Source organism: Nonlabens sp. (genome assembly GCF_018401815.1).
In the GTDB taxonomy this organism is placed as follows: Bacteria; Bacteroidota; Bacteroidia; order Flavobacteriales; family Flavobacteriaceae; genus Nonlabens.
The window spans coordinates 168586-195281 of record NZ_JAGYKG010000004.1 but is presented as its reverse complement, the minus strand read 5'-3'; the positions used below and the strand labels follow the sequence as shown (position 1 = coordinate 195281).

General features: G+C 35.1%; 28 protein-coding genes. 10 read left to right on the top strand and 18 right to left on the bottom strand.

Going from position 1 to position 26696, the window contains the following annotated elements; translation table 11 throughout:
- Nucleotides 1-389 precede the first annotated feature (389 nt).
- Nucleotides 390-1055: a DUF5932 domain-containing protein gene (locus KG732_RS09275; RefSeq protein WP_213522830.1), complete on the top strand. Its 666-nt coding sequence runs from the start codon at nucleotides 390-392 to the stop codon at nucleotides 1053-1055.
- A gap of 231 nt (nucleotides 1056-1286) precedes the next feature.
- Here the strand turns inward: KG732_RS09275 and KG732_RS09270 are convergent, their stop codons facing one another.
- The 12 genes from KG732_RS09270 to KG732_RS09215 all read right to left on the bottom strand — a co-directional run bounded on the left by KG732_RS09270 (nucleotide 1287) and on the right by KG732_RS09215 (nucleotide 13362).
- The gene (locus KG732_RS09270; protein WP_213522828.1) at nucleotides 1287-2318 is read right to left on the bottom strand and encodes an NAD(P)-dependent oxidoreductase; all 1032 of its coding nucleotides are present in this window, start codon (nucleotides 2316-2318) and stop codon (nucleotides 1287-1289) included.
- A gap of 2 nt (nucleotides 2319-2320) precedes the next feature.
- Nucleotides 2321-2971: a hypothetical protein gene (locus KG732_RS09265; RefSeq protein ID WP_213522826.1), complete on the bottom strand. Its 651-nt coding sequence runs from the start codon at nucleotides 2969-2971 to the stop codon at nucleotides 2321-2323.
- Between the two features lie 382 nt (nucleotides 2972-3353).
- Nucleotides 3354-4748 carry an MBL fold metallo-hydrolase gene (locus tag KG732_RS09260; RefSeq protein ID WP_213522824.1) on the bottom strand — a complete coding sequence of 465 codons (1395 nt, stop codon included), beginning with the start codon at nucleotides 4746-4748 and terminating at the stop codon, nucleotides 3354-3356.
- Entirely contained in the window at nucleotides 4636-5574 is a 939-nt protein-coding gene (locus tag KG732_RS09255) for a restriction endonuclease (protein ID WP_213522822.1), read from the bottom strand. The genes KG732_RS09260 and KG732_RS09255 overlap by 113 nt, the downstream gene beginning before the upstream one ends.
- 139 nt (nucleotides 5575-5713) lie before the next feature.
- Nucleotides 5714-6565: a universal stress protein gene (locus KG732_RS09250; protein WP_213522820.1), complete on the bottom strand. Its 852-nt coding sequence runs from the start codon at nucleotides 6563-6565 to the stop codon at nucleotides 5714-5716.
- A gap of 63 nt (nucleotides 6566-6628) precedes the next feature.
- Nucleotides 6629-7477, bottom strand: coding sequence for a universal stress protein (locus KG732_RS09245; protein WP_213522818.1), 849 nt, complete (start codon nucleotides 7475-7477; stop codon nucleotides 6629-6631).
- A 59-nt stretch (nucleotides 7478-7536) separates the two neighbouring features.
- On the bottom strand, nucleotides 7537-8382 hold the full coding sequence (locus KG732_RS09240; protein WP_213522811.1) for a universal stress protein: 846 nt from the start codon (nucleotides 8380-8382) through the stop codon (nucleotides 7537-7539).
- 2 nt (nucleotides 8383-8384) lie between these two features.
- On the bottom strand, nucleotides 8385-9239 hold the full coding sequence (locus KG732_RS09235; protein WP_213522808.1) for a universal stress protein: 855 nt from the start codon (nucleotides 9237-9239) through the stop codon (nucleotides 8385-8387).
- An 11-nt stretch (nucleotides 9240-9250) separates the two neighbouring features.
- A complete protein-coding gene (locus KG732_RS09230; RefSeq protein ID WP_213522806.1) occupies nucleotides 9251-10048 on the bottom strand; it encodes a universal stress protein in 798 nt (265 codons plus the stop codon).
- A gap of 105 nt (nucleotides 10049-10153) precedes the next feature.
- Nucleotides 10154-10960 (bottom strand): universal stress protein, encoded by an 807-nt coding sequence (locus KG732_RS09225; protein ID WP_213522804.1) that lies wholly within the window; start codon nucleotides 10958-10960, stop codon nucleotides 10154-10156.
- A gap of 105 nt (nucleotides 10961-11065) precedes the next feature.
- On the bottom strand, nucleotides 11066-12112 hold the full coding sequence (locus KG732_RS09220; protein ID WP_213522802.1) for a response regulator: 1047 nt from the start codon (nucleotides 12110-12112) through the stop codon (nucleotides 11066-11068).
- On the bottom strand, nucleotides 12109-13362 hold the full coding sequence (locus KG732_RS09215) for an ATP-binding protein (RefSeq protein ID WP_367271498.1): 1254 nt from the start codon (nucleotides 13360-13362) through the stop codon (nucleotides 12109-12111). Before KG732_RS09215 ends, KG732_RS09220 begins: the two co-directional genes overlap by 4 nt.
- A 536-nt stretch (nucleotides 13363-13898) precedes the next feature.
- Here KG732_RS09215 and KG732_RS09210 point away from each other — a divergent pair.
- The 9 genes from KG732_RS09210 (at nucleotide 13899) to KG732_RS09170 (ending at nucleotide 21956) form a co-directional block, all read left to right on the top strand.
- A complete protein-coding gene (locus tag KG732_RS09210; RefSeq protein ID WP_213522800.1) occupies nucleotides 13899-14303 on the top strand; it encodes a hypothetical protein in 405 nt (134 codons plus the stop codon).
- A gap of 16 nt (nucleotides 14304-14319) precedes the next feature.
- Nucleotides 14320-15201 (top strand): DnaJ C-terminal domain-containing protein, encoded by an 882-nt coding sequence (locus KG732_RS09205; RefSeq protein ID WP_213522798.1) that lies wholly within the window; start codon nucleotides 14320-14322, stop codon nucleotides 15199-15201.
- A gap of 421 nt (nucleotides 15202-15622) precedes the next feature.
- The gene (locus tag KG732_RS09200) at nucleotides 15623-16507 is read left to right on the top strand and encodes an RsiV family protein (protein WP_213522796.1); all 885 of its coding nucleotides are present in this window, start codon (nucleotides 15623-15625) and stop codon (nucleotides 16505-16507) included.
- A 38-nt stretch (nucleotides 16508-16545) separates the two neighbouring features.
- Entirely contained in the window at nucleotides 16546-16842 is a 297-nt protein-coding gene (gene trxA / locus KG732_RS09195; protein WP_213522794.1) for a thioredoxin, read from the top strand.
- The gene (gene deoC / locus KG732_RS09190; protein ID WP_213522792.1) at nucleotides 16839-17483 is read left to right on the top strand and encodes a deoxyribose-phosphate aldolase; all 645 of its coding nucleotides are present in this window, start codon (nucleotides 16839-16841) and stop codon (nucleotides 17481-17483) included. Before trxA ends, deoC begins: the two co-directional genes overlap by 4 nt.
- 572 nt (nucleotides 17484-18055) lie before the next feature.
- Nucleotides 18056-19138: an HlyD family efflux transporter periplasmic adaptor subunit gene (locus KG732_RS09185; protein WP_213522790.1), complete on the top strand. Its 1083-nt coding sequence runs from the start codon at nucleotides 18056-18058 to the stop codon at nucleotides 19136-19138.
- Nucleotides 19131-20393: an FtsX-like permease family protein gene (locus KG732_RS09180; RefSeq protein WP_213522787.1), complete on the top strand. Its 1263-nt coding sequence runs from the start codon at nucleotides 19131-19133 to the stop codon at nucleotides 20391-20393. Before KG732_RS09185 ends, KG732_RS09180 begins: the two co-directional genes overlap by 8 nt.
- 1 nt (nucleotide 20394) lies before the next feature.
- Nucleotides 20395-21072 (top strand): ABC transporter ATP-binding protein, encoded by a 678-nt coding sequence (locus KG732_RS09175; protein WP_213522785.1) that lies wholly within the window; start codon nucleotides 20395-20397, stop codon nucleotides 21070-21072.
- A gap of 125 nt (nucleotides 21073-21197) precedes the next feature.
- Entirely contained in the window at nucleotides 21198-21956 is a 759-nt protein-coding gene (locus tag KG732_RS09170; protein WP_213522783.1) for a patatin-like phospholipase family protein, read from the top strand.
- Nucleotides 21957-22179: 223 nt separating this feature from the next.
- Here KG732_RS09170 and KG732_RS09165 read toward each other — a convergent pair whose 3' ends face one another.
- The 6 genes from KG732_RS09165 to KG732_RS09140 form a co-directional block, all read right to left on the bottom strand.
- Nucleotides 22180-23175, bottom strand: a complete 996-nt coding sequence (locus KG732_RS09165) for an MlaD family protein (protein WP_213522781.1) — start codon at nucleotides 23173-23175, stop codon at nucleotides 22180-22182.
- Between the two features lie 6 nt (nucleotides 23176-23181).
- Nucleotides 23182-23934, bottom strand: coding sequence for an ABC transporter ATP-binding protein (locus KG732_RS09160; protein WP_213522779.1), 753 nt, complete (start codon nucleotides 23932-23934; stop codon nucleotides 23182-23184).
- A complete protein-coding gene (locus KG732_RS09155; RefSeq protein WP_213522777.1) occupies nucleotides 23931-24713 on the bottom strand; it encodes an ABC transporter permease in 783 nt (260 codons plus the stop codon). Before KG732_RS09155 ends, KG732_RS09160 begins: the two co-directional genes overlap by 4 nt.
- Nucleotides 24714-24937: 224 nt before the next feature.
- Entirely contained in the window at nucleotides 24938-25789 is an 852-nt protein-coding gene (locus tag KG732_RS09150) for a universal stress protein (RefSeq protein WP_213522775.1), read from the bottom strand.
- Nucleotides 25790-25911: 122 nt separating this feature from the next.
- On the bottom strand, nucleotides 25912-26304 hold the full coding sequence (locus KG732_RS09145; RefSeq protein ID WP_213522773.1) for a YchJ family metal-binding protein: 393 nt from the start codon (nucleotides 26302-26304) through the stop codon (nucleotides 25912-25914).
- Between the two features lie 23 nt (nucleotides 26305-26327).
- Complete coding sequence (locus KG732_RS09140) at nucleotides 26328-26687, bottom strand: hypothetical protein (protein WP_213522766.1); 360 nt, start codon at nucleotides 26685-26687, stop codon at nucleotides 26328-26330.
- Between the last annotated feature and the right edge of the window lie 9 nt (nucleotides 26688-26696).

Here is a 26696-nt window from a genome sequence, read left to right as displayed (position 1 = left end):
AAAAAAGACAGATATATATTTCTAGAAGTTCTAAGCTACGTATGCGAGTGTTTTAAATTAAATCCACCAAGTAGTGTATGTATCCCCATTGACATTTTTATGTTCAATCAAAGAAGTATTCCTGTTTGTTTTCTTAAGAAATATGGTAGCTATCCATAATTAAAATAGTTATTAATCAACCTGAAACGCATCTTAACCTCTTTAATACCAGTTTATTTTATAAAACTGAATAGAACAACCCCTTTAAATCGAAAGAAATACTGCCTAAGTAATGAAATAAAAAAAGCTTATATTGATCAGAATGGGAAAACCCGTAATACATCTATAAATGGAACCTTTATTTTTACCCTAGAAGAAAATAACACCTATAAAATAATAATTAGTTAAGAATGTTCCAAAAAATATTGATATCGGATGACTTTGGTAGTGTCAATCAAGGCGTGCTTAAAGTATTAGAGCAATTAGGCATTTCAAATACGCAAGAAGTGCACTACTGTGATGATGCCTATTTACAACTAAAAAGTGCTCTAAAGAATAATGATCCTTTTGATCTATTCATCACAGATCTCAATTTTAAAATAGATCATCGAGCTCAAAGATTTGCTTCAGGAGAAGCTATTATTGAACAATTAAAAAAAGAAATGCCCCATCTTAAAATCATCGTTTACTCTGTAGAAGACCGATTACAGAAAGTCCGACAACTGATTAACCAGCTTAAAATTAGTGCTTACGTTTGTAAAGGCAGAAATGGATTAGTTGATTTATCAAAGGCCATTCTTTCTGTTCACGACAACCGCTTATTTTTATCTCCTCAAATAGAACAGGCCCTACATGATCGAAATAATATAGAAATAGATGATTACGACATAAAACTCTTAAATTATTTGGCGTTAGGTAATTCCAAAGAAAGGATCAGTGAATTTTTTAAAAATGCCGGTATTTCACCTAACAGTTTGAGCTCTATAGAAAAAAAACAGAGCAAGCTATTTATTAAATTTAATGCTCATAACACTGCACATCTCATCGGCATTGTAAAAGATCTTGGACTTATTTAATTTACTCAATTGAGGGAACCCGTAAGTTTTCTATCCAATAACCTCTTAAGTTTGTAATTGTAAATAACAAAAGGTTATTTATATCCCTGGGGGGGGGGACTAAGCACACACTGTTAGGGTGTGTGCTTTTGTGTTTTTATAAGACTTGCTTTCGCGAAAGCGGAGTAACATCTTCAACTTCGATAAAATCACATCACAGCCTTATAGCAGGTGATTAGGTTAAAGCCACTTTTAAAAAAGGTTGTAATGGTCATCAACATGGTTTTTACCTGCTGGCAACAACGTGTTTTTAGGAATACTTCCTTGTTGCCAATTACTTAGGTTTTCTACGGTGGTCTGCGCAATATTTGCTAGTGCTTCTTTTGTGGCAAAGCCTTGATGAGGAGTAAGTAAGATGCGATCGTCTTTAAGCATTTTATCCAGGTCATCATCATGAGGGTGATTATTTGACCTATCATAAAAAAACACATCGCTTTCTTTTTCATACACGTCGGTTGCGTAACCTCCTAAGAGATTTTTACTTACATGTTCCAAAACATCTTTGGTATGTATAATTGCACCTCTTGCTACATTGATCAATAACGTTCCCTTTTGCATCAAAAGCAGCTTTGATTTATCGATAAGATGATGCGTTTGTGGAGTTAATGGAACACTTAAGATGATGACTTGGCATTTTTGAAGTAACTGCTCCAAGGAACTATAGGAAAGCTGAAATCTTTTTTTAAGCTCTTCGTTTTCAAAAGGGTCTACAGCCATAAGCTGACAACCAAATCCGTTCAATAGTTGAACGATAACACTTCCTATTTTCCCTGTTCCTACAACCCCTACTGTTTTATCTTTCAGATCAAATCCAATAAGATGATCAAGGGTAAAGTTGTAGTCTTGTGTTTGTTTTCGTGCAAGAACCACCTTCCTATTTAACGCCAACAAAAGCATTATTGCGTGCTCTGCAACGGCATAGGGAGAATATCCAGGAGAATGTGCTACTTTAAAATCCAATCGTCTTGCTACTTTAAGATTGACATTATCATATCCGGCAGAGCGTAACGTAATGTATTTTACGCCGAAATCCTTGAGCTTTTCCAGCACAATCCCACTGGCATCGTCTGCAGAGAAAATAGAAATCGCTTCAAATCCTAAGGCCATCTTGGCGGTCTTTGTCGTTAGCCTATCCGTGATGTATTTAAAAGAGTGTAGGTCCTTATTTGCTTCTTCTAAAAAAGGAATTTCAAAATCTTTTGAAGAGTATAGTAGTGTTTTCATAATTAAAATTTAGAGCTGCTGATTAACAGATCTTGTTCTTCGAGAGTCCACAAGAGCATTTTTATATATTCTTTAATGGCTTTTTTGTCAGAATCTAATTTAGTTACATCTATAGATGCTCGCCATATGACTTGCCGCTTATTCTCTGGACAGATACAGTAGAGGACACTTTGCGCATGATAAACCACATAGTTCTCTATTTGATCCTCTATATTATCCAAGTCCTGGTTCGAATAATAGTCACTTCCAAAATTGTCAAACGTCTTATTTAAATTGCGGTAGCTTTGTACTAGAGTTATCTTATCCTCAGCACCTATTACTTTAGAAACCAGCACAGCATCATAACCTTGGGAAAGCAAAAGGGCCTCAAGATCTTCCAATTCTTCTTCTGTGAAGGCTTTGTTTTTATTATGATTCTTAAAAAAATCATCGCTGTTAAATGCATTCACTCCTTTAGTTCTAAGATCAGTTACCAGTCTTTTTTCAAAATCACTGCTGTTCTTTTTATCATTAGATATAGAAAGCACTAGTACCTTTTGTGCTTGAAATGCATCTATTTCTGGATTTTTCCAGTTTTCTACTAGCTCTGAATCCGAGCAATTAAATAATCCACAACCAAAAATTAAAAAAGCATATACGAATCCATTGTTCATTGCAAAAAGTTTATCGTGAAAAATATAATGAGTTTACTTAACTATAGTTGAATTCACAATTGGTTGCTCGTTCTATGATTTTAGAGCGTGTAAAAAAAAGGAGACAAGTTCCCACTCCCCTTAAAAATAGGAACTGTCTCCTAACACATCCAATTAATTGGATCGTGGTATGGTAGTCTTAGATGATGTATCACTCAAAAAATCTATAAGAGTGGTGACGTATCTCCTACAAAAAGAACTTTATTGCTAATTTCAATACGTATTGAACTGATAGCTTCAATGGATCTTTTTATATGTTGTAAAAATAACTTGTGAATCTTTCCGAAAAAATGATATAAGTCAGTACTTGATTAAAGTATTTTAAAAATATATAAATCACCTATTAAGTTGAAAGCTCCACACTCACTACTTCGTTAAGTTCTGGAATATGTATGCGCCACTTTTTTTCTGTTTGTAGTTTTACGCGTAAAGCATCAGCAGCAGCAGCTTCACCATGTACGAGATAGGTCATATGAGGTGCTGTATCTAAATAGCCCAGCCAGTCTAGTAATTCTCGTTGGTCTGCATGTGCTGATAAACTCATTAATTGATGCACTTGAGCCTTTACAGGAACATACTTGCCATATAGTTTCACCTCGTGAACGCCTTCTTGTAAGTGTCGACCTCGAGTTCCTTCAGCTTGATAACCTACGAGTAGTAGTTGTGTGCTTTCCATGTCAATCATCTGTTTTAAATAAGTAAGCACCCGCCCACCAGTGACCATACCACTACCGGCGATTACAATCTTAGGCCCTTGTTTATCTATAACTTCCCAAGTCTCTTTATATGATGTCACTATATTGATGTGATCACACATTGCTTCATATTCTTGCAAAGACAGTTTATGCCATTTTGGGAATTGTTCAAAAACAGCGAGCACATTATTCCCCATAGGACTATCCACATATATTGGAATATTAGGAATTCTATTCTTTTGATACAATTTCCAAAGAATATACATCAGAGTTTGTAAACGTTCCACTGCAAAAGAGGGGATAATAAGCGTGCCTCTACTCTCTATAACCTTGTTCACTAGCGCTATAATTTTATCCTCTGGTGGGTCCTCTTCGTGAAGCCTATCACCATAGGTGCTTTCTAAAAATAGATAGTCTGCTCGCAATGGTCGTTCTGGAGGTGCTAATAAATAATCTATGGGCCTTCCTACATCTCCTGAAAAAACAAATCGTTTCCCATACATTTCTAGTTCAATAAAGGTCGCGCCTATAATATGACCTACGGGTTGAAACCTGCACTTTACATGCTGGCTTAATCTGATCCAACTTCCCTCTTCTATAGGTTTAAAAAATCTCAGCGTGGCAGCAGCTTCTTTTTGATTGTAAAAGGGTTTTGCAGGATGGTGTTTTGTAAAGTGTTCTTCGTTAGCGCGCTCAGCATCCTCTTCATGAATTCGCGCGCTATCCTCCAGTATGATACGAGTAATTTCCAAAGTAGGAGCTGTACCCATGATGGTACCTTTAAATCCTTGTTGAACCAATCTAGGCAAATAGCCCGTATGGTCCAGATGACCATGAGTAACCAGCACCATAGCTATAGCCGAAACATCAACGGGTAAATCTACCCAATTGCGCTCTCTGAGTTCTTTAAGGCCTTGAAACATACCGCAATCAATTAAAATATGAATCTCTGGGGTTTCTATAAGGAATTTGGAGCCGGTAACCGTCTTTGCTCCACCTAAAAAGTGAATTTTTAGACGATGCTTTTCTGTTGGTGGGTGCATTACAAAGTAGTTTTATTTCATGAAGTATTTTTGCCTTTCTCGTAGCTGCAATTTTTAAATGGTCCAAGTAAGACGGGTCATTGAGCAATTGTTGACACAAGACTATATCTTTGCTCAATAAGAAGTTTTTTTCTCGACTAGAAAGCAGTGTGGACACTGTAATGGGATAAAGACCTAATAGATCAATACGTTCTTTAAGTCCGTTTTCTTTAGGGTAATCCCAACTCAAAAGTTTTAAGCCTACGCAGTTTCCATAAGTGACAGCGTCTGTAGTGAAACGAGTATTAGTAACCACCCAACCTTGGGTGGTTACTTGATCACTTTTGCCTTGGTTCTCGACAATATCCCGATACCTAGAATGAATGTATAAGGGTATTTTTACATCGCAATTGCGCCCCTCTTCCCCGTGAAATTTACATTCTATATATAATTTTACAGTTCCTAAAGTGGCTACTACATCCACTTCATGCTTCACACATTTACCTTGCAACAGCTCCCCTATTTGCGTCTTATATCCAGAATAATTGAATACTTGACCTATGAATGTTTCAAATGGAAAACCTGTAGGACCCAACTCATAAATGGCCTTTTTAAGTTTGTATTTAGAAGCAAAAACCGATTGCTTCTTTTTGAGTAATTCATAGGCCTTATTGTGAATTTCATTGCTAGAAATTCCTTGGTACAAGTCCTCTCCTAGGACATCAAGGATGTGCTGTATTTCCTTTTCATTTGCTCCACTGTATCCTAAGGAGCGCCTCAATTTATCTAGAGAAAAAGCTTCTTTTTCTCCAGATGATTTTTTTATAATAATTTTAGACTTAGACAATAGTGAGAATTAAAGTGGTTGCTATGTTGTGTTTCGCTTTCGCGAAAGCCTTATACCCAGCAGAAAAATACGGCACATTCTATTTTGACGGGTAGTTCCATCCATAGCGGTGCAACTCCATAACCTAATAGCTTTTTAACTAATTCCGTAAATCGTGCATCACTAATAAAGGCACTTTACTAAACATTCCTAATTCTTTTACCATAGGTTTTGAAAATATATTGGAAAAAAAACTGTGCTTTCTATTGATAAAAGCAACCATATCACTGTTGCGACTTTCAATAAATCGCTGGACCCCGTTAGCTACATTAGAACCACCTAAGTGATGCCAGGTGAACGAGGCTCCTTCTAAACATTCTTCTAGAAGTTTTCTATCTTCTAATTGTTCTTCATCTAATTCTTGATCTTCACCAATATGCAATACGCAGATATTAGCATGTTGAATTTGTGCGAGCTCTACCAGATATAGCAACTCCCTTCTTTTGTAATGCGTTTTAAAACTAGTAGGAAAAACAATCTCTTTTAAATGTACCACATGAGCATCTAATGGAATACCGAGTATGGGACAATTGCGCAATTCTTCCATGACTCTGACTGTATTACTACCAAAAAGTCTGTTCTCATAATCACTAGCACCTTTTGTTCCCATAACAACAAGTTCTATATCTCGTTTCTCTACCACAGAATATATCGCCCTTAAAGGGTCGTTAAATTGAGAAACGGTGATGTAATTGTGCTTGTGATTTTTATCTCTAAAATCAAGCATTTCTAAGACTTTTGCCAATCCTTCTTCTGACTTTGCCTTTGCACTGTCATAGGAAAGCGTGCCGGGCTCTGAAACCATCATTTCACTGGTACTATATATAGTGGAACCATGTGCATTTAATAAATAAAACGTACACTCCTTTTCTTTAAAAAGAGCTGCAGCGTAAATGATGGCATTCCAAGCGTTTTTTGAAAAGTCGGTTGGGATAAGTATTTTCTTTTTCATTTTTAAGCCTTTACATTGAGCCATAAAATTAAAACGTCCTCCAATAGCGTACTATGACATTTATCAGATGTTGTCTGGCAGTATCAGCAGAGGTACTTCCAAGTGAAAACTTGCTTTTTCTACAAATGATGTTTTGAGAATGCTCTTGAAAAAACCATACTTATGATAGGTGAGTACCAATAAATGTATATCGTGCTGCTCACAAAATTCAGTAAGCGTTTCTTCTATTGATTTAGTACTATCTATCCAGTGAGGGATATAAGCTAGGTCTTGCAATTTATTTTTAAGATTTATGTAATGAAGCTCGACATCTGAAGATTCCTTAGATTGATGGTAAACATGCACCAAATGAAAATTTGCCTGGTGTTCTTTTACTATTTTTTTTAAAAAAGCAAATTGGTTTTCTTGATAACTATATTTAAGATCAGTAGCATAAACAACATTTTTAGGTTCCTTAAAATCCGATTTTTCAGGTATTAAAAATACCGGAATAGGCGTGATGTTTTTAACCACTCTCACTGCTTGACTTCCCATAAATACCTCTTTTAAGCCAGTAGCTCCCGTTGTCCCCATTATCAAAAAGTCTGTCTCCACATTATCAATTAAATCATTGATAATATCTATCAAAGGTAATGCTCCATAGAAAAATTCCACTGTTAAGGCTATACCCTCACTATCTCTTATTATTTTATGTTTCATCTTCTCTAATTCATTATAAACAGTAGCTCTTACTTTTTTTGCAATAGCATCATTCATCCTGTTGTCCAATCTGCTTAAACTTTCATATAGTTGCTCTTCATAAGAGTGCACTAATAGAATTTTGCAACCTTCACTAGGTAGTAATCTAGTTGCATAAAATAAAGCGTTGTATGCATTATCGGAGAAATCGGTAGGTACAATTATAGATGCCATAATGGTTGTTTTAATAGTTAAAGCGCTACACTGCTATTTTCCATGTTCTGTGATACTCATCAGTTAGGTGTAGGCAGTATTAAAAATGGTAACTTGGTATGAAAAGTGATGTTTTTAACGATGGATTTTCCCATCAACCGATCAAAGAAATTTAATGGATAGTCTATTACAACCATTAAATCAATTTCTAACTCTTCTTCAAATACATAAATACAATTCTCTAAAGATGAAAACTTAGGAATCACATGAAAACTGCACGGAATATCTTTTAATATAATTTTTAGCTGCGTTAGGTATTTTTCTTCCAGGGTACTCAAATCTGGATCGCTGTAAACTTGAACGAGATGTACAGCAGCTTTACCGATCTTTGAGAGTTTTATTAAAGGCTCAAACACTGCTTTGCTACAGCTTTTACTAACATCTATTTCTAATCCGATTTTTTTTAAAGTTGTAAAACTTGCCTTTTCTGGAATAATAAGAATTGGGATTTCTTGTTGTAGAGCAACTATACTATAGGTAACACTCCCTATAAATATTTCTTGAAGTCCTGTAGCACCTTTACTTCCCATAACGATATAATCATAGGCTCCTTTTTCAAAAGAGGCTATTCCTTCCTTGAGATGCCCTTCATAAGCCTCTATTGCATACTGATGCCATTCTGGTTGATTTGTTTGAAAAATTTGAGATTTAAGCGAGTTTAATTTATGAGTAGACTTCACTTTTAAATCTTGATAAATAGTAGCTAATCGCTGTGGACTGATATTTCCCAATAATTGCAGTGCAGTAGGCTCATAAGCATGAAACAAAGTAACCTCTACGGCAACTCTTAAAAATAACTGTTGGATATAAGATATCGCATTATAAGAATGTGAACTAAAATCGGTAGGTAAGAGAACTCGTAACATAATTATTGAGTTAGTTGCTGCGGAAGAATCAAGAAAGGCACATTAGAGTGATGTACTATTTTTTGCACTGTAGGAGTGAAAAGTAAATTTTCAAAAAAATTATGCCTGTTGTGCACCAGCACTAGTAACTCTATGTTATGCTCTAATTGAAACTCTTCCATTGCATCTAATACTTCAACTCCTTTAACGATATGTGTGACAGAAGTATCCGATTTAAAGAAGGCTTTTAAAGCTTGTTGGTTTTTAATTTGTTGGTCTGTGAAACTTGCTCCTTTTAAGACATTTAAAAAAATTAACCTAGAACTGTATTTGGAACACAGTTGCTCTAAAAGGTCTAATCCCTTTTGATTGGTATCCGTTTTAAAATCTGTTGTAAAGAGAATATCTTTAGGAAGCTGGTAAGCGTATTCTGCTGGCACTCCTATAACCGGAACTTTGGCATTCTTTATTACATGCAAGGTCTGTGAACCAATAAAGACTTCTTTCAACCCTGAAGCCCCTTTGGTCCCCATTATTACAATGTCAATATCAAGGTATTCCACCTGTTCTTTTACCTCTAGACTCAACATATTGAAAGAGGATATTCCACGAAAAACATGCTTGCTGTCTTGAAATTTTAAAGCGACTTTGTCTATTGCTTTTTGTACTTTTTTTTCGGACGCCTCTTTAAATAGTTCTCCTATATCCATATTCAAGGCTGGATCCATTCCATAAGCTGTTGCAGAATACAAGGCTACCGGCTCATAGGTGTTTAATACAAAAAAAACACAATTCTCATCTCTAAAAAGCTGCACAGCATACTCCATTGCATTTAAAGAAACATCAGAAAAATCAATAGGTAATAAGATATTTTTCATAGTATAAAATTTTATCTGGGTAAGTTTTGAAGCGTTAGAAATGGAATCTTAAGATGCGTGCTTAAAAAATCTACCGTTGGTAATTGTAATAAAGACTCCAGAAAAGAATGTTTAGAATTTACTAATACTAATAAGTCACTATTATTTTGGATAATGAAATTATGGAAGATCGTTGCAGGAACTCCAGGATCGTGACGCTGGTAGGTTATTTTGCTTTCGCGAAAGCGAGATTCTAACAAGGCCTTAATTTTAAGCTGTCGCAATGATAAGGTATCGGATTTTGCGAGGTGTAGTAAGGTGATCTCAGATCCATGATGGTGTGCGATATCACTAACAAGGTCCAATTCCCTATTTTCAAATGGAATCAATAATTCTGAAGGAAATAAAATATGATCTGGGCTTTTAAACTCTAGCTCCAATGGAATTGCTAGTACGGGACATGTTACACTTTTTTTTACTTCTAATGTGTTACTGCCAAAGCTTAATGTGCGATCAGCTGTTTTTCCTTTGGTCCCCATAACAATGAGGTCGGCGTTTTGAGCATCTACTAGATCATTTATCTGAGTAATAAACGTTCCGCAAATAACTTTAGTTTTAAAATGATGGAGTGGATTATCCGTCAGATAGTCTACTCGTTCAAGTAAGTGGTCCAATTGCGAATCAAATTCTTGTAGTAAATGTCGCTCCCTCTCTTCATAAGTGTGAACTATAATAAAGGTAGCCTCCACATTAATAAAATACTGCAAAGCACAAGTTAAAGCGTTAAAAGCATTCTCTGAGAAATCGGTAGGAATGATAATAACTCTCATAGTAACATTGGGTTTTACAATACCAAAACTAGTGGCTATCCCAATTTAAAACTATGACTTTAATCAGTTCTAGCTTACAGCACTTAGCTTTTCAATCAAGAGCGATTATTCATGTATAATCAAAAAAGGCACTTCTTCACGATAATCCCTGCCTCGTTCTTTATTTTTTAAAAACAGTATATGTTCTAAAATATTGATGTTTTTTGCAAATAAAATAACCAGATCTACCTGATTCCTATTGATATAAAATTGGAGTCCCTCATCCATCGTTTTATCGATAACAAAATGAAAACTATGAGGAAGACGACCTAAGGTACTTTGCAAAAAAGATTTGTTAACATTTTGATTGATAGTCAATGCCTGACGTAATTTGCGAAGTTGTAAGACGTGAAGATGGCTTTTGTTATCCTTGATAAATTTTACTAAAGTGTTTGTAGAGCGTGCCCGATGTGCAAAGTTAAAATCAGATAGGAGCACTAATTGTTTAGGCTGCTCACATTTAAACTTTTTGGGCAGCATGAGAATTGGGCATTTTACTCTGGTTATAATATCTTTAGGAAGGCTTGTCTCTTTACCCTGATTTGAAATGATCGGATGCCTGGTTTTAAGTACAATTAACTCTATATCATAGTCTGAAACCGCTTCTTTTATATTTTGAATAAAATTTCCTCTCCATGGCAACGAAATGATTTTTTGATTACGAGTTAAACGTTCTTCAAGATCTGTTAACTGTTTTTTTAAATTTGTTTCTTTGAATTCCCTTTGAATGACATGAGCATCTAATTTAAGATCTAGAGCAGTTACATAAATAAGGTAAAAACGCATTCCTGCATAGGGATACATGGACAGCACGCATTTAACGAGCTTCCATGAAGGGCTTTTGAAATCAATAGGGATAAGGATGTTCTTCATTACAAACACGTTTAATAAAACAAATGTATTTGCCTAAGAGTTAAGAATTGATGATAAAAATCAATTTTGGATCATCAACTACTAAATAAGCCTTTAAAAATAGTACTATTCTAAATGTTCTAGCTTTTTTAGATCAAGTATTCTAATATTGCGACCTTCGATTTCAATAAGACCCTCTTTCTTAAATCCAGATAAGGTACGTATCAAGCTCTCTGTAGCAATACCAGCAACACTAGCTAGGTCATTACGAGCAATACATATAGTTCCTTCGGTAGTTTTATTAAGTACTTTTGCAAATTGCAAAATGGTTTGTGCTGTTTTCTTGCGCACGGAGCTGTACGCCATTTGCAATAATTGGTTTTTTATCCCCGCCACATCGTCCGTTAAAAGTTGTAAAAGCTCCATAGAAATATTCATACTCTTATTTAGTATTTCTCTAAGTGTTGATTTTAAAACTCCTACCACTATTACATCTTCTAGTGCTTGTGCCGATTCTTTATAAGCGACATTATCTAGAAGAGAAGTAAAGCCTAAAAAATCATCGGCTTTATAAAGTGCTGTAATTAACTCCTTCCCGCTTTTATCTATTTTATAAGTTTTAATTATTCCTTTTAAAATGAGATAAATTCTAAAAGAACGACCAGTTTCTTTATATACATGCTCTCCTTTTAGAAAGGTAAATTGTTCTCCTTCATCATCAAAAAAATTCTTTAAATCGCTGAGATTGCGCAATTGATCCTCTTCAGGTATTGCGTTTGCTGCCAGCATTAAATCATTAAGTATAGTAGCTTTTGCGATTCTACTTTCTATGGCGCTAACCAGTTCCTCTTCCTCAAAAGGTTTGGCCAGGTAATCATCTGCACCCAAGTTCATTCCTTTGCGTATTTCTTTATGCTCGGTTTTGGCAGACAGGAATATAAAAGGTATTTGAACGGTGCAAGGATCTAAAGATAAGGCTTCAAGGACTCCATACCCATCTATCTTTGGCATCATAATATCACAAATAATCACGTCTGGACGGTTTTGTTTTGCAAGGGCAATGCCTATGTGGCCATTTGAAGCTGTAAGTACTTGAAAATTCAATAACTCTAATAATTCTGCAGTGTTTTCTCTCAAGGCAGTATCATCTTCTATAAGGAGTACTTTTTTCATGAAACACTATTATTTACTAATGGTAGTAAGATACAAAAAGTAGACCCTTTACCTGCATCACTAACAAATGATATTGTAGCATTCAAATTTTTTAAATGATTTTGAACAATATTAAGACCAATTCCTGTTCCTGGGGTGAGTAATACATTTTCTGCTCTAAAGTAGCGATCAAAAATAAAAGGCTGCTCCTGTTTTGGAATACCTATACCTTGATCTATAATTTTTATTTCTAGATGCTCTGAAAGTTCCTTTACTTCGATAAGCACCTTAGTGTGCTCTCCAGAGTATTTTATGGCGTTATGAATAAGATTACTCAGAGATAATTCGAGAATTTTTTCATCAAAGGCTAATATGATGTCATCGGCATTTTTAGGGTAGTGAATGTTCTGCCCATTTTTGAGGTGCATATTGGCATCATAAATCACTTCGTTGAGTACTTTACTTAAGGGAAATGAAGTAGTTTTATAAATAGCTTTCCCTGTATCTAGTCGCTCTATAGACAAGAAATCGTCTATAATAGTGTTGAGGTATTTCACCTTATTTTTTATGGTATTGAGGTGCCTTTCTCTTTGTTCTTGTTGGTCTTCAGTAGTATATTTTCCAACAAGTGTCGCAGAGGTAAGAATACCACTAATAGGGGTTTTGAACTCGTGTGAAACCAAGGATAAAAACTTCGTTTTTAATTCATTGAGCTCCTTTTCCTTTTGTAAGGCTTCTTTAGCGTTATTTTCGGCATTAATACGCAAAATGACCTCTTGCTTTAGTTGCTCTACGGCTTTATTTAAAGAATCCGTACGTTCATTTATCTTTTCTTCTAGGTGGTCATTGAGATCGGCAATTTTCATTTCACTTTCTTTGCGTACAGTGATATCGGTAATTAGAGACATGACATACCGATGATTGTGTAATACAAATGGGTTCAAACCAGCCTCTACTGGAAATTGAGTCCCATCCTTGCGCAACCCAAAGAGATCCCTTCCAGTTCCCATTTCTCGCTTCTGGCTGTGCTTCATGAAATTTTCAAAATGAGAATGATGCTCCTTATGATAAGAACTTGGAATCAGAACCTGCAAGTGTTGACCTTCTAATTCATTTTTGTTATATCCAAAAATCTTCCTAGCAGAAGAATTGGTTGCCACAATAACCTGATCAGAATTAACTACTACGATACCTTCTGAAGCTCCTTCGAATAAAATCAAAAAAGCTTCCTCTATACTTTCTTCAAAAAACCCCATAGCATAAAAATACAAATAAAGAATTATTAATTACGACATAAATCTAACTATAAATAACTAATATCTAATAAGATAGAAACTTAAAATTACATCAATTAAAATTATAGTCGCCTGTAATTACCACCCTCTTCTTACCAATTAATTCTATAAGTTCATATGGTGTAAGCTATCAATGAAAGTGAGGGAATGTTTCATTCTTTTCATTTAGAGAGGTACGCTACTTTACAAATAGTCTTACCTGCTATTGCTGTACTGACTTGTGTTATTCTTTGGTAAATCATGGAACCTGATCACATCCGACTTCTTTAAAAAAATACAAAAAAAGCAAAGGTTACATATTTCAGAATTCTGAATTGAAGAAGCTCTAATTTTTCTAAAATGTACTGCTCCTATAGGAGAAACTTGAGGTGTTAATCATGTGTGATAAACTTTACTTCAGGTATACATAACAGTCAGCTAGTAAAAAAATAGACTAAAAGTGGTAGTTAACAATGATAAAAATCATAGATTCTAGAAGTGAGTTGCTTTAGTTTTGAAACAAATATCTAGTTATGGAATCCACTATCAAAACAACAGAAACCTTCTACCACAACTTAGGTAAATTATTTTATGCCATTGCCTTTGCCGATAAAGCTATACGTAAAGAAGAGATCAATACCTTGCAGGAATATGTACAACAGTATTGGCTGGACTATGATGATTTAAAGGATGTTTTTGGCAGTGATGCTGCGCATCTTATAGAAATCGTTTTTGAAGGAGTTCAAGCTTTTGAGGAGACATCTAAAGAAATGTTTGATGATTTTATTATTTATAAAAACGAACAACCTCAATTATTTACCAAAAAAGTAAAGAAACTTATTATAGAAACATCCAAGGCCATTGCTAATTCTTATGCGGGAATTAATAAGTCAGAACTCGTTATGATAAGTCAACTGGAAATAGAATTAAACCGATAGTAACTACTCTTCTTGAATGAACTTTATAGATTACTATAACATATTAGGCCTTTCAAAAACTGCAAAAGAGGGCGATATTAAAAAGGCCTATCGCAAAATGGCGCGTAAATACCATCCTGATCTGAACCCTAACGATAAGGAAGCTGAACGCAAGTTTAAAGAAGTTAATGAAGCAAATGAAGTGCTTAGTCACCCTGAAAATCGAAAAAAATACGATAAATACGGAGAGAATTGGCAAAATGCTGAAGCTTATGAACAAGCACAAAAACAACAAAGAACGTCACAACAAGATACGTATAGAAAACGCAGAAGCTATAATCAAGAAGGGTATTCAGACTTTTTTGAATCAATGTTTAGTGGCCGACAAAGACCTGGTACAGCGTACCGAGGCCAAGATCTTAAAACAGAGTTGCATCTCGATTTAATGGATGTTTATACCAGCAGTAAAAGAACACTTTCTGTCAATGGTAAAAATATAAGAATTACTATTCCAGCTGGGGTTACCAACGGGCAAACCATAAAGATTAAAAATCACGGTGGAGAAAGCCCTTCTAATGGGCCTAAAGGAGATCTATTCATCACCTTTATCATCAACAATAACACGCCATTTCGCAGAAAGCAAGCCGATTTATTCATTACTCAAGAAATCCCTTTGCTTACTGCAATATTAGGCGGATCACTGCTTATTAATACCATAGATGGTCAAGTAAAACTAAGTGTTAAAGAGGGAACTCCAAATGACACTAAAGTAAAATTAAAAGGAAAAGGTTTTCCCAAATACAAGCAAAAGGATTCCTATGGAGATTTATATGTCACTTACAAGGTTCAGATACCTCAAAGACTTTCTCAAAAACAAAAAGAATTGTACCGAGAACTCTTAAAACTGGAAGACCAATAAATATAAAACGTTGAAACTCTCATTAGCTTTTGGAACCAACAGCCCAGTAGAATCCCATTAGTAACTAGCCTAATAACGGAGCACCTACCCTTGTCATGATCTACCTAACGCTTCTATCTTACAAAGAATACCAAAAACTAAAATTCAATTAACTACCCGCTTCACAAAAATAAAAAGCTAGCTATCACTAAGCAGATGCATAAGGGATTAAAGCAACAACCTCTACAAAGATCATTAAAACTCCCTGCTAGTGAGCCATTAAAATGGTACAACTGCTTCATATCACTACTATAGGACCTTCTAGTTCTGAAACCGATGAATTAGCACCAAGGAATACTATAAAAGCATTAAAATCAGTGACTGATAAAAGTCATGTGGTATGCGTTTTACTCCAATTATCTTAGAGCTCTAAAATATCTGCATGAAGGCCATCATTCTCATTTTTGCTCTATTCCCTATCGCAAGCTGCAAACAACAAATTGATAATTCCAAAATTTCTGAAGAAATTATAGGAATAGAAGAGGAAGCTATACCTACAAATGTACCCGACTCTATGTATTTTATCTTTAAAAAAATTCAAGAGGAACAACTCAGAAGTCAACGGTTAAAAAAAGAAGGGTTAATCGGTACAGAAAACATTCTTCCAGCTTTAAAAGAATTAGTAGCGTCGAAAAGCATCTATAAAGAATCTGACGATTATCTTTTGGACTACACCTATCCATATCTCAATGAGCGCATAGATTCGAGCTTCCGCACATTTAATGAATTCTTTGCCAAAAACTATCTCAATACAGAACGTACCATAAATGACATTCTAGAAGATTATGAAATCATATGCGATACCTTGAGCATCCCGCGATTTAGAGATCAACGCATTATCAATTACAAATTAAAATCTGCTCATAATGATTTAATAAGTATCCTCCTCTACAAAGAAAATTATTACTCTGGGATGTTGCATTCTACTTATATGTTTGATTGCCTAAACTATGACTCTAAAAATCAAGAGTTCATTTACTTTGATACTTTCTTTATTGAAGGATCAGAAAAAATGGTGCATGACTTGATCAATAAAACCATCTTAGACCAAAGTTATCCCAGTGGTGACTATGCCGACTGCTGGCAACTCTCCCTAGATGATTTTATCATTTATAAAAACAACTTTGTTATCACTAATAATCACATCGTTTTCTATCTAGATGATTGTATTATTTGTCCCTATTATACGGGAGCCTATAAAGTCGCCATTCCGATCAACAAATTAAATCATCTTATTAGAACGCATCATAAATCCTTACTCCTTTAAATAAAAATTACAGGTTGTAACTCATCTAATTGTAAATTGTGAAAAGTAATTTTAAAAATATCGTTAATGCTGATAAGCCCGTTCTAGTGGACTTTTTTGCTGACTGGTGCGGCCCATGTAAAATGCTTATCCCAGTACTTGCAGAAGTAAAGAAAGAACTAGGTGATGCTATTAAAATTATAAAAGTAGACGTCGATAAAAACAAATTTCTAGCCGACCAATTTCAAGTGAGAGGTGTTCCTACTTTAATCCTTTTCAAAAAAGGAAAAAAAGTATGGAGACATTCTGGCGTACTTCAAAAAGCCGATTTAATCCAAATAATAAAATCATCATGAAACCAATCAATACTTATATAGACCATACCTTACTCAAAGCGACAACAACTCCTGAAGAAATTTCTCAGCTATGTAATGAAGCAATAGACCAACAGTATTATGCCGTATGCATTAGTGGTTTTTATACCGCTTTCGCGAAAGCAGTACTTGAGAAATCTCCAGTCAAAATAGTCACCGTTATTGGATTTCCTTTTGGGACTGACACCACTAGCACCAAGGTGTTTGAAACCCAAGAAGCCATTGCAAATGGTACTCACGAAATTGAAATGGTCCTGAATATTGGAGTGCTAAAAGCAGGGTATTTAAAACAAGTAAAGGAAGATATTGCAGCGGTGCGAAATGCTTCGCAACATAAAATTCTAAAAGTCATCTTGGAAAACTGTTACCTGACAGATCGAGAAAAACGCATCGCTTGTAGGATTTGCTTAGATACTGGAGTCGATTTTATAAAAACCTCTACAGGATTTGGAAGTGGTGGAGCTACCATAAAAGACATGAAACTCATCAAGTCAGAAGTAGGTAATGACATCAAAATAAAAGCCTCTGGCAAAATTAACAACATAGAAAATGTGCATCAGTTCATAAGGTTAGGTGCTGATAGAATTGGAACTTCATCTGCGTTACAAATGATAGAGAATTAAATACGGCCTATTTCACGCACTACCTTATCAAAGAACCATAGCAGAAAAACAAAAAAAAGATCAATAGCAACATAATAGCACTAGCTCTTCTCAAATGATCCATTGCAAACTAAATAAATGATCTCTAATTTTCTAGATGATAACATCTGCCATACTCCTATTTTCAGAATACTTCAAACTGCTAGTGCTCACAAAGGAAACACTTATGTGCTTAAGATGCTGAATTGAATTACGCACGGAAATAATCCATGACTGTGGAAAAAAATAACTTGGACGCAGAGGTACTGAACGATCAAGTCAAAATACATCAACATAACATCTATTGTCTTCGAGCTGTCTTTACTGCTACTCATTTGATAATTCAATAAAATAGAAGTCAGGAACAGCTCGCTGCAGATGTGGTTCATCCTTTTTTGTTTTTTAAAATAAAGACCTCTCTAATTGGAAGTTCGCTTTTGCGAAAGCGTCATTTAAAAAAAGACTCCTAACAACATTGAAAGATACAGATGATATTTATCATTCTTAAGTTGGTTCCTATTAGTGATATTTGAGTGATAATAGAATGATTAAAAATGAAATTAGGCTTTCTTGTTTGTTGCTCATTACTATTGGGATGCACTAGTGAAAGTACTAAAGTGTATCCGCAACGCACCAGCATCATAGAATCTGTATATGCCTCTATTATGGTGCAGCCCGACAGTCTATACCAAGTCCATTCTAGTGTGCAGGGAATTCTAGACGCACAATTTGTTCAAGAAGGTGATGAAGTAAGTAAAGGTGATGCCATCGCGCAAATAAAAAACACCGCCTCTACCCTACAAAAATCGAATGATAAGTTATCTTTTACTCTGTCACAACAGCAATATTTGGGTAATATATCCATACTTAAAACATTAAAAAATGATATTAAACGCGCTGCTCTACAACATAACAACGACTCCATTAATTTTTACAGACAAAAACGATTGTGGGAACGTAACATAGGTACTAAAGTTACCTATGAAAATAAAAAACTGATCTATGAACTTTCAAAAACGGCTTTAGAATCTCTTCAAAAAAGATATGGTTTGACCAAAATAGAGTTAGAAACTCAAATGAAACAGGCCCAAAACAAATACATGAGTTCTATAGCAACTGCTCAAGATTTTATAATTGCTAGTGAAATCTCCGGTAAGGTATATGCCTTATATAAAAAGCCTGGGGAACTAATAAATAGCCTAGAACCTATCGCTATGATAGGTAGCGATCAAATCTATGTGATAGAAATGTTGGTAGATGAGAAAGACATTGTTAAAATAAAAAATGGACAGTCAGTGCGATTAGTCCTAGATGCTTACCCAGAGGAATTGTTCATTGCTACCGTATCAAAAATTCACCCAAAAAAAGACGAACGCACACAGACATTCTTAGTAGAAGCACTTTTCAATGATCAACCCAGTGTCTTATATCCTGGACTTACCGGTGAAGGCAACATTATTATTGCGCAAAAAAAAGAGGCCTTAATCATACCTAAATCTTATCTAATAGGGAACAACCAGGTTCTCACAGAAAAAGGAATAATAGAGTTAGAAACTGGCCTGGAAAACATGGAAAGTATGGAGGTAATCTCGGGCATTAACGAACAAACACCACTTATAAAAAAGAGCGATGATTAACTGGTCTGTGATATTAAGCATTGCAAAGACACATTTGCTCAGCAGATTCAAACAAACTGTTGTTGCGGCTTTAGGGGTGACATTTGGGATAGGCTCTTATATCACGTTAGTTTGTTTTATGACAGGTTTGAACCGCATGTTGGACAGCCTTATTTTAAATCAAACCCCACATATACATGTTTTTAATGAAGTAGAACCCTCTAAAAAACAACCTATAACCTACGACAAAGCGTTAGTAAGTGGCTTTAACATCATTCACTCTATAAAACCTAAGCAAAACCAGCTGCGCATTACAAATGCTCTACCACTGATGCAGTACCTGAACAAAAACCCAGATATATTAAGTGTAGTTCCCCAAGTTAAAACTCAAGTCTTTTATAAATCTGGAGCCACAGAAATAAGCGGCTTAATTATAGGAATAGACCCTTTAAAGGAATCTCGATTTTCAAATCTGGACGATTATATTTTAAATGGCTCTTCTCAAAGTTTACTAAATAGTAGTAATGGTATTTTACTAGGTTCAGGAATTGCTAAGAAGATGGTGCTCCAAGTTGGTGATCGCATTCAACTCATTACCCCAGGTAATGAGTTACTTTCTTTAAAAATTGTAGGTTTATTTCAAACAGGAATAGCAGAAATAGATGATAGTAGAAGCTATACTAAAATATCTAAAGTCCAACAGATTTTAATGCAGCCAAAAAATTACATCACCGATTTAAATATCAACCTTAAAGATATCCAACAAGCTTCCCGAATTGCTCAGGAAATAGCCACACAACACCATCTTAATGCTGTAGATATCAATACGGCAAATGCCCAATTTGAAACGGGGACTACCATACGTAACTTGATTACGTATGCCGTTTCCATTACTTTATTGATCGTTGCTGGTTTTGGTATTTACAACATACTCAACATGCTTATTTATGAAAAAATGAATGACATCGCTATTCTAAAAGCTACTGGTTTCTCTGGTATAGATGTACAGTATATTTTTATGAGTCAGGCATTAATTATAGGTATTGTAGGTGGTATTCTAGGTCTTTTATTAGGTTTAGGATTAACGCTTCTTATTGACCAGACGCCTTTTAATACTGAAGCGCTCCCTACCATAACCACCTATCCTATCAACAACAACCCGGTATTTTATTTAATAGGAATCCTATTTGCTCTTTTTTCCACCTTTCTAGCAGGACTATTACCATCAATAAAAGCTAAGAATATTGATCCCGTTTCCATCATAAGAGGCCAGTGATATGAAATATGTTCTCGAAGCAAAAAATATCAATAAATATTTTAAAAAACCCAAGCCTTTTCAAGTCCTTAAAGATATTTCCTTTGGTATCAAAAAAGGGGAATTCACATCGATTATGGGCAAATCTGGGTGTGGAAAATCTACCTTATTGTATATACTCTCCACAATGGATACCGACTATAAGGGAGCCTTATATTTTAACGACACTCTAATAACAGGTCAGGACAAAAAGTTCTTATCTCGTTTTAGAAATGAGCACATAGGTTTTGTATTTCAGTTTCATTACTTGCTAGCTGAATTCAGCGTATTAGAAAACGTCATGTTACCTGCAAAAAAATTAGCTCAATTTTCCAAAGACGAAATAGAAGTTAAGGCTATAGAAAAACTAAAAATGCTAGGTATTGAAAAACTAGCTCTTAAAAAAGCTTCTCAAATATCTGGTGGCGAAAAACAGCGGGTTGCCATTGCAAGAGCTCTTATCAATGAACCGTCGATTATTATGGGCGATGAACCCACAGGTAATTTAGATAGTCATAATGCTCTGAATGTTTTTGATATCTTTAAAAAGTTGAGTTTAAAAGAGGGCTTGTCATTACTTATTGTAACTCATGATCACGATTTTGCAAAGAAAACAGATCGCATTATAGAAATGAGCGATGGTTGTATTAGGAACTCATAAAACAACCTCTATATCAAACTAACAAATAAAACTGAAATAGTAACACCCTTTTTATACCTATTAAATAAGGTGAGTATTCCAAAAAAATACATCACAAGACTTGATAATAATTAACATAAAAATTCATGAAAATAGGGTTAGCACTTTCTGGCGGTGGCGCAAAAGGCGCAGCTCATATAGGATTACTCAAAGCAATAACTGAACAAGGTATCAAAATAGATCATATCTCTGGAACAAGTGCTGGAGCAATAGTAGGCGCCCTATATGCTGCAGGACATTCTTGGGAAGTTATTTTAGAATTTTTTAAGCAAATTACGATTTTTGACCTCAGCAAGTTTGCCTATGGGAAGCCTGGATTTATTGATACTAATAAATTTGAGGAAGATTTGAGGCAATACCTGCCAGGTAATTCTTTTGAAAAATTAAACACCCGCCTGACTATTACAGCCACCGAAATTAAAAGCGGGAAATTAAAAGCTTTTCAGGAAGGCGATCTTATACACCGCATCCTAGCCTCATCAGCTTTTCCAGGTGTCTTCACACCTATAAAGATGGATGAAGGCTTTTATTTTGACGGTGGTGTGATTGATGATTTTCCAGTAGGCATTTTGATGGATTCATGTGATGCTATTATAGGCTCTTACGCAAATCCATTGAGTGCCGTTTCTATGAACTCTTTAGAACACTCCTATCAAGTGCTCCTCCGGGCTTTTGAAATAAATTTACACCATCAAGCAAAAAATAAATTTCATAATTGTGATGTTCTTATATGTCCACAAGGCCTGTCTCAATACCATACATTCAGTATAACTAGCATCCAAAATATATTTGAATTGGGATACCAAGAAGCTCATCAACAACTTCTACAATTTCAACAAAAATAAGAGGCGTTATACAATAAAATTGGTTTTGCAGGTTGGAGCTATAGGTTTAGATAGTTACTTAATATTCTACTGATTAACGTTTGATGAATAACTAGAACTTTTTATTTTCTGTACGGAATTGTTCCTATTGAAATTTCAAAACCCTTAACCAAAAAATTGATATCGGTATCATCTTAATTTAAAAGGAGCCTCCTACTTCTCTGTCCAAAAGCCATCATTTGGCTTATTGGTCAGCTGCTTCATTTTTAGTATTCCTTCGTGCTTTTCGCTCTAACTTTCTGAAATATCCTCTAAATAAAATATTGTGTTGTAAAGCTTTCAAATTCTCATTTAATCGTTCACTACTTTGATGAATTTCACTAATCGTTGCTTGGATATCTTTAGGGAGAAGGCTATCGTTTATGACATAATTAAGGGTTCCTTTACTATGTTCTACCTTAGTCATAAAGTTTTTAAGTTGCTGGCTTACTCCAACCAATTGCTCGCTAGAGACCTCCACATTTTTAATGACATTATGCATTGAATTTCCAGATAAAGAGTCTGAAAACAATGTGTAGGCAAGAGTTCCTTTGTTATCTAATAATTCTGAAAACTCTTGAATTTCCTCTAAACTTTTTGAGGCTAGAACAGTGCTTCGTTTTATTTGAGCTACAGATTCTTGTAAGTCTTTTGCTGTTTGTGGGTCCTTTAAAAGCAAGGTAAGTGTTCCTTCTCCTTCTAATATTTGGGAGGTGATTTGAAGTAAATCCTCCGTCAGTTGCAGCGCTTTTTGATTGGTCATGCTCAAAGTAGACAGCATATCGTCTGTTGCAATTTTATTGATGGTCTGTAAGGTATCACCAGTTATTACTGGAGGAGCATTGCCTTTTTCAGGCACAATATTGACGATCATATTTCCTACCAGACCATCAGATCCAATAGCAGCAATCGCATTTTTATGAATAAAAGTCATGGTTTCCTTTTTTAAACGCATTTCTACAAGTATGGTAGAATCTGATGTCATAGTTATTTTACTTACTGTTCCTGCGTCAATACCAGAAAAGCGCACATTATTGCCTACTTGTAATCCATTTATATTATGGAACTCTGCTCTAAGAATTATGTTATTTTGAAATAAATGCTGCCGCTTACCTATGAAGTAGAGTGCTAGAATAAAAAGTGTAGTCGAGATAACTACAAAAATTCCTAAATTCCATTTTTGCTTTGTTGTTTTCACCATCAGACTTTATTTAAAAAAAGCACGCACTTGAAGATCGGTGCTGCTCGATAGTTCTTGAAAGCTTCCTTCTATATAGTTTTTACCCTTGATCAGTAAAATAATCCGGTCTGCAACCACTCGGGCACAATCTACGTCGTGGGTAATAATTAGTGCAGAGGTTCCATAACTGCTTTGAATACTTTTCATAAGTGCAATTATTTCTTTTGCCGTGATAGGATCCAATCCAGTAGTAGGCTCGTCATAAATAATAATACTAGGGTTGAGTATTAATGCCCGGGCAAGAGCTACCCTTCTTTTCATTCCTCCAGATAATTCACTAGGCATAAGATCTAAGGCACTGCTAAGTCCCACACTTTTTAATGCCTGTTGCACTAGATGTTCTGTAGTTTCATTTATTTGCAACCGTTTTTTATGTTTGCGCAACGGGAATTCTAAATTTTCTCTTACTGTCATAGAATCATACAAAGCACTCCCTTGAAAGAGAAAGCCTATTTCTGTACGTAAAATATCCAAAGATTCCTGATTTAAAGAGGTAATGTCCTTATTATTAATTGTAATACGACCACTATTAGGTTCCATAAGGCCCACAAGACACTTCACCATAACTGATTTCCCCGACCCAGATTTTCCCATGACCACAAGGTTTTCACCTCTGAATAATCGGAGGTTAAAATTATCCAATACTTTATTGGATCCAAATGATTTTTGCAGGTTACTTATTTCCAAAATCACCTCCCTATGTGTATTACTTTCTGTCATATTTCAAAAAATATATCTGAAATAAAAACCGCGATAAAGTCTACCACAAAAAGAATCATAGAGGCATACACAACAGCAGAGTTAGAAGCCTTTCCCACTCCTGCGGTACCTTTTTCACAATAATAGCCTTTATAACATCCTATTAAACCAATTACAAAGCCAAAGAAAAAAGACTTTATCGTCGCTGGCAAAAGGTCATTAAATGTGATGGCATCAAAGACTTTATTAAAATACAACACAAAAGAAACTCCTCCTTTTAAATACTCTACTAATGCAGAACCAAACAAAGCTACTGCATCACCAAAAATAATGAGCAACGGCAGCATCAATGTTGTTGCTGTGACGCGTGTCATTACTAAATATTTAAATGGATTTGTACCAGAAACCTCCATTGCATCTATTTGCTCTGTCACTCTCATGGAACCTATCTCTGCTCCTATTCCTGAACTTATTTTACCTGCACAAACCAATGCTGTAATTACAGGCCCTATTTCGCGTACTATTGAAATGCTCACCATAGAGGGCATCCATGAAACCGCACCAAACTCAGATAAAGTAGGTCTGGATTGCAGGGTAAAAACCAATCCTAGAATAAAACCCGTTACCGCTACTAATAGCAATGATCTATTACCTACTAAGTAACATTGCCTCCATAATTCTTCCCATTCAATTGGAGCGGAACCTACAGATTTAAAATACCTCTTTGCAAAAAAGGTCATATCACCTATTTCAACAAGTGCGTTATACGTTTTATCAGCTATGTTTATCGATGAGGCCATTTTTTGTATCTCTTCAAATTTAAAACAGGCCTCCCCTAAAGAAAATGATATAAATCAGTAAAAGGTTCCTTGAAGCGATTTGTCATTATGAAGATCACTTTTAAAAAAGCATACACAGCTCTCGCATGCTTGCAGCAAGAAATAAGAAGTTACAACCAATTCCACTAAGTAGTTTTTAGTCCCTACAAAAGAGCGAGCGAGGATCTTCACGGTACGCAGTACTTTTATTGTGGTTCACAGGTTCTTAAAATTAAAATAGGAACCCGTGCCATGTTTACAATTTTTGATAGATGTGAATTAGAGAATATGCGATCGATAAAAGATTCTTTATGAGCCGATAAAACTTGCATTTGAATACCTAGCCGCTGTATAGACTCTTCAATTACAGCAATAGGCTCCTCGTCTATATGAGTTTCATAAATTACTGGGGTACCATGAAAGTATTTTATAATATCCTCTTGTTCCTTCTTATAATCTATAGAGTCAATGACAAAGCCATAATTAAGACGCATAACGTATATGGTGGATGGATACTTTTTAACCAGTTGAGCAAAAGGTTCCTTTCCACATTCATCAAAGGAATCATCATAATCCAATAAATATTCTATGTTACTCGGGTATACAAAATTAAAACCGTCTGGAATCGCTAGCAATGGACACTCCGTTTTACGTATAATACGCAAGGTATGCGAACTAAATATGGATTCAATGATATCGCTCTTGCCATCGGTGCCACAAACTATTAAATCAATATTATAGGAAATAACTGCGTCATTGATAGCTTTAGTAAAAACATCATAATCCACTATAGTATAAAAAGTAAAATCTTCTTTTGCTGTTTGCTTGATAAGCTGTTCTTTGATCTCTTTAAGACTGTCTTGATGATCTCTTAACAATGCCGAACTAATAGCGTCTTTAGGGTTAGCTACCATAAGGTCATCCATCGTGTAGTCCCAGAATTTTTGAACACTTAATAAGTGAAAATTACATTTTTTACCTTTAAAAAGTTTTAAAGCATAATCATGTGCGTTTTCAGATTTAACGCTTAAGTCAGTAAGTAGTAAAATGTTATCCATCCTGATTTATTTAAAGAATTAAAATTAACAGAAATGAATGAGGGAAACTATGACGAAAATCAATTAATCAATCCCCATTTTTCAAGATGACCCTATTGAATTTATAAGAGTTGAACCCCATTTTATTCCCCCTGAATACCTCTATAAACCCAGTGCCCATTTTCTTTGCAAAATCGAGAATTTTCATAAATCATCTCTACGTTGTTATTTTCTATGTAAAAGGCTTTAAACGCTACCGCACCAGTGCTATCTTTATTTAAACCTTCCATGCTATGAAGTACTACAAGTTTGATCCAGTTCACAGAGTTGGTCCAATTTTCTATTTGCTGAGCCTCTTTATTTTTAGGTCTTATAGAACTATGACAGCTCTCTTTTAAAAACGCGATATTACCTAGTACAAAAGCACTGTATCTAGAACGCATGAGTTGCTCTGCAGTGGTTGCTAGAAAGATATGTTGATGTACTTTTTTACAACAGTTTTCATAAAGACGGGAAGGATCGCAGGGACATTTCATAAAAGTGAGTGATTTATGCCTTTTTAATCTAATAAAAGATTGTTTTCAGTTAACTTAAAAGCCTGCTCTGCTACTAAAAACAAGGGATCTCCATGCTTTTCCGACCAAAATCCGTCAAGCACATTTTTAGAAAAACATTGGTAAGCCACCACACCTTTAATATACTGATTTTGCTCCCCTAAATAAGTAAAATTAATAACCAAAATTTGATCCCTAAAAAATCCAGCACCCATTTGAACCTGATGGCCACTGTTATTCCATACGGCGTCAATCCTTTTAGTAGCAACTAATGACAAACTAAGTTTCCCTTTGTAACTGCTCTTTACAGCGTCTTGATTGTACCCATTGATGAGGTAATCCCCAACCAATTCCTCTACAGTCATGTACCTCTC

Coding starts and splice junctions, on each gene's coding strand:
- KG732_RS09160 (WP_213522779.1), bottom strand. CDS start 23,934: ATGACAGAAAGTAATACACATAGGGAGGTGATTTTGGAAATAAGTAAC.
- KG732_RS09170 (WP_213522783.1), top strand. CDS start 21,198: ATGAAAATAGGGTTAGCACTTTCTGGCGGTGGCGCAAAAGGCGCAGCT.
- KG732_RS09240 (WP_213522811.1), bottom strand. CDS start 8,382: ATGTTACGAGTTCTCTTACCTACCGATTTTAGTTCACATTCTTATAAT.
- KG732_RS09175 (WP_213522785.1), top strand. CDS start 20,395: ATGAAATATGTTCTCGAAGCAAAAAATATCAATAAATATTTTAAAAAA.
- KG732_RS09225 (WP_213522804.1), bottom strand. CDS start 10,960: ATGAAGAACATCCTTATCCCTATTGATTTCAAAAGCCCTTCATGGAAG.
- deoC (WP_213522792.1), top strand. CDS start 16,839: ATGAAACCAATCAATACTTATATAGACCATACCTTACTCAAAGCGACA.
- KG732_RS09270 (WP_213522828.1), bottom strand. CDS start 2,318: ATGAAAACACTACTATACTCTTCAAAAGATTTTGAAATTCCTTTTTTA.
- KG732_RS09260 (WP_213522824.1), bottom strand. CDS start 4,748: ATGCACCCACCAACAGAAAAGCATCGTCTAAAAATTCACTTTTTAGGT.
- KG732_RS09145 (WP_213522773.1), bottom strand. CDS start 26,304: ATGAAATGTCCCTGCGATCCTTCCCGTCTTTATGAAAACTGTTGTAAA.
- KG732_RS09180 (WP_213522787.1), top strand. CDS start 19,131: ATGATTAACTGGTCTGTGATATTAAGCATTGCAAAGACACATTTGCTC.
- KG732_RS09140 (WP_213522766.1), bottom strand. CDS start 26,687: ATGACTGTAGAGGAATTGGTTGGGGATTACCTCATCAATGGGTACAAT.
- KG732_RS09155 (WP_213522777.1), bottom strand. CDS start 24,713: ATGGCCTCATCGATAAACATAGCTGATAAAACGTATAACGCACTTGTT.
- KG732_RS09245 (WP_213522818.1), bottom strand. CDS start 7,477: ATGGCATCTATAATTGTACCTACCGATTTCTCCGATAATGCATACAAC.
- KG732_RS09205 (WP_213522798.1), top strand. CDS start 14,320: ATGAACTTTATAGATTACTATAACATATTAGGCCTTTCAAAAACTGCA.
- KG732_RS09230 (WP_213522806.1), bottom strand. CDS start 10,048: ATGAGAGTTATTATCATTCCTACCGATTTCTCAGAGAATGCTTTTAAC.
- KG732_RS09200 (WP_213522796.1), top strand. CDS start 15,623: ATGAAGGCCATCATTCTCATTTTTGCTCTATTCCCTATCGCAAGCTGC.
- KG732_RS09250 (WP_213522820.1), bottom strand. CDS start 6,565: ATGAAAAAGAAAATACTTATCCCAACCGACTTTTCAAAAAACGCTTGG.
- KG732_RS09220 (WP_213522802.1), bottom strand. CDS start 12,112: ATGAAAAAAGTACTCCTTATAGAAGATGATACTGCCTTGAGAGAAAAC.
- KG732_RS09275 (WP_213522830.1), top strand. CDS start 390: ATGTTCCAAAAAATATTGATATCGGATGACTTTGGTAGTGTCAATCAA.
- KG732_RS09165 (WP_213522781.1), bottom strand. CDS start 23,175: ATGGTGAAAACAACAAAGCAAAAATGGAATTTAGGAATTTTTGTAGTT.
- KG732_RS09210 (WP_213522800.1), top strand. CDS start 13,899: ATGGAATCCACTATCAAAACAACAGAAACCTTCTACCACAACTTAGGT.
- KG732_RS09265 (WP_213522826.1), bottom strand. CDS start 2,971: ATGAACAATGGATTCGTATATGCTTTTTTAATTTTTGGTTGTGGATTA.
- KG732_RS09235 (WP_213522808.1), bottom strand. CDS start 9,239: ATGAAAAATATCTTATTACCTATTGATTTTTCTGATGTTTCTTTAAAT.
- KG732_RS09150 (WP_213522775.1), bottom strand. CDS start 25,789: ATGGATAACATTTTACTACTTACTGACTTAAGCGTTAAATCTGAAAAC.
- KG732_RS09185 (WP_213522790.1), top strand. CDS start 18,056: ATGAAATTAGGCTTTCTTGTTTGTTGCTCATTACTATTGGGATGCACT.